The organism is Protofrankia sp. Cr1 (genome assembly GCF_963555865.1).
In the GTDB taxonomy this organism is placed as follows: Bacteria; Actinomycetota; Actinomycetes; order Frankiales; family Frankiaceae; genus Protofrankia.
This window is the reverse complement of sequence record NZ_CAUVXO010000045.1, coordinates 15,404-17,677: the sequence shown is the minus strand read 5'-3', so window position 1 is coordinate 17,677 and position 2,274 is coordinate 15,404. Positions and strand designations below refer to the sequence as shown.

Sequence of the window (2,274 nt, the reverse complement as noted above, 5' to 3'; positions counted from 1 at the left end):
AAGATGGTCAGGACAGGTGTGGCGGTGCGGCGGCGAGGAGTTCGTCGAGCAGCACGGCCCGGTGGCTGATGTAGGCCGGTTCGCCCCGCTCGTCGCTACCCAGCGCGTATATGTGGGCTGTCGCCGGACCGCCGTCCCGTTCGATCCGCCAGAATCGGGCGATACCGGCGCGGGCGTACTCACCCGGTTTGATCGTGCGGTCCAGGTTCTCCGAGCCCGGGGAGACGACCTCCACCACGAGCAGGGTGTCGGCCGGGTCGATCCACACGGTGCCTCGCGGGGCCGGGCGGCGCAGGACGAGCACGTCGGGACTACGGCCACTGGATGATTCGGTGATCCGGAGACCGGGCGTGGCCAGCACCCGGTCGGGGCTGTAACCGTTGGTGACCAGCCATACCACGAGCTGTGTGATCAGCGTGGCGTCTTCGGTGTCGGCTGGCGGCATGACCAGCAGGTTCCCCTCGGCGAGTTCGTATCGATGGAGCTCGTCGGCCGCGGCCAGCTGGGTCACGTCGTCCAAAGTGAGTGCTCGTCCGGGCAGCTGCACCACCAACGGGGGCGTCGGGTGGACGACCGTCATGCCGATCTCCCCTCGGCTGCCCGAGCAGTATCCGATCTTCAGTGTAACGGTGGTCGTGTGCAGCGGCGGGGCGCGGGGCGCGGGGCGCGGGGCGTGGCCGTGGCCGTGGCCGTGGGAAACGGGGCGTGGCCGTGGGGAACCGGAGCCCGGCGTGGTGTTCACTGCCTGTCGTGACCGGTGAGAACCCTCAGCACGTTCGCTTCCTCGGAATAGCCGGGGCGGGCCTGTCCGCGCTCGCCCACATCCACCTGGCCAGTGGCGGGATGGTCAGCGGCAGCGACGCCCAGGACGCACCCCGCCTGGACGCTCTGCGCGCCGCCGGCGCCCGGGTTCGGGTCGGAGCCGTCACCGACCCGGCCGTGCTGGCCGCGGAACTGACCGGCGTGGACGTCGTCGTGGCGTCCAGCGCGTTCCCCGATGACCATCCTGAGCTGGCGGCCGCACGGCGGTGCGGTGTCCCGGTCCGCCGACGCAGCGACTGGCTGCCGCAACTGACCGCCGGCTACGACCTGATCGCGGTCGCCGGCTCGCACGGCAAGACCACCACGTCCGCGATGCTCGCCCTGGTGTTGCGGGCCGCCGGGGTCGACCCGACCGCGGTGATCGGCGCCGAGGTCGCGCAGCTCGGTGGCAACGCGCTGGTCGGAGCCGGAGCGCTGTTCGTCCTGGAGGCCGACGAGTACGGCGGGGCGTTCGCGAACCTCGACCCCGCGCTTGCCGTGATCACCAACGTCGAGTGGGAGCATCCCGACCTCTTCCCCGATGAGGCGGCCGTGCGCGTGGCCTTCACCGCGTTCGCCGCGCGGGTCCGCCCCGGCGGGACGCTGGTCGTCTGCGGGGACCATCCCGGCGTTCAGGCGGTGCTCGCGGCTCTGCCGGCCGGGCATGCCAGAGTCGTCGACTACGGTCTCCAGGCCGCCCGGACCTGGCGGGCGGTGGACCCGCGCCCGACGCCGGACGGCGGCATCCAGGCCACGGTCAGCCGGGACGGGCACGACATCGGGACGCTCACGCTTGCGTTGCCGGGCGTCCACACCGTTCTCAACGCGCTCGCGGCGCTCGCCGTCGCCGCGGAGCGGGGCCTTGCCGTGCCCGACACTCTCGCGACCCTTGCGACCTACACCGGTGCGGCCCGCCGGTTCGAGCGGGTCGGCATCGCCGCATCGACCGACCGCCACGGACCGTTGGAGATCGTCGATGACTACGCCCACCACCCGACCGAGATCAGGGTGACGCTGGCAGCGGCCCGCCAGCGGGCCGGCTCGCGCCGGGTGTGGGTTGCCGTGCAGCCGCACACGTTCAGCCGGCTCGCCGCCCTGATGGATGATTTTGCCGAGGCGTTCACCGATGCCGACCGGGTGTACGTCACCGACATCTACGCCGCTCGTGAGCACGACACCCTGGGGCTGCACGCCTGCGACCTCGCCAAGAAGATCTTCGTGCCGGAGACGACGTACTACGTCCCATGGGCGGAACTCGCCGACCGGCTCACCACCGACCTGTCGGTCAGTCTGCCGGCCGCGCCGGACGGCGTCCTGCTGCTGACCCTGGGGGCCGGCACGATAACCGACGTGGGTCGGTGGGTACTCGACGCGTTGGGATAGCGGCGCTCGGGCAGACGTGCCGCATGTCAGCGCCATGTCGGCTGGCGGACAGTGACGTAGCCGACGCGGATATGGGACCGTGCTCGGCGA

The 2,274-nt window shown here is 71.6% G+C and carries 2 protein-coding genes; one reads left to right on the top strand and one right to left on the bottom strand.

Going from position 1 to position 2,274, the window contains the following annotated elements:
* Positions 1-7 precede the first annotated feature (7 nt).
* Positions 8-580, bottom strand: coding sequence for a Uma2 family endonuclease (locus U9980_RS06670; RefSeq protein WP_322767134.1), 573 nt, complete (start codon positions 578-580; stop codon positions 8-10).
* Positions 581-750: 170 nt separating this feature from the next.
* On the opposite strand from U9980_RS06670, the gene murC reads away from it, so the two are divergent.
* Positions 751-2,184 carry a UDP-N-acetylmuramate--L-alanine ligase gene (gene murC, locus U9980_RS06665; protein WP_322767133.1) on the top strand — a complete coding sequence of 478 codons (1,434 nt, stop codon included), beginning with the start codon at positions 751-753 and terminating at the stop codon, positions 2,182-2,184.
* The last annotated feature ends 90 nt before the right edge of the window (positions 2,185-2,274 follow it).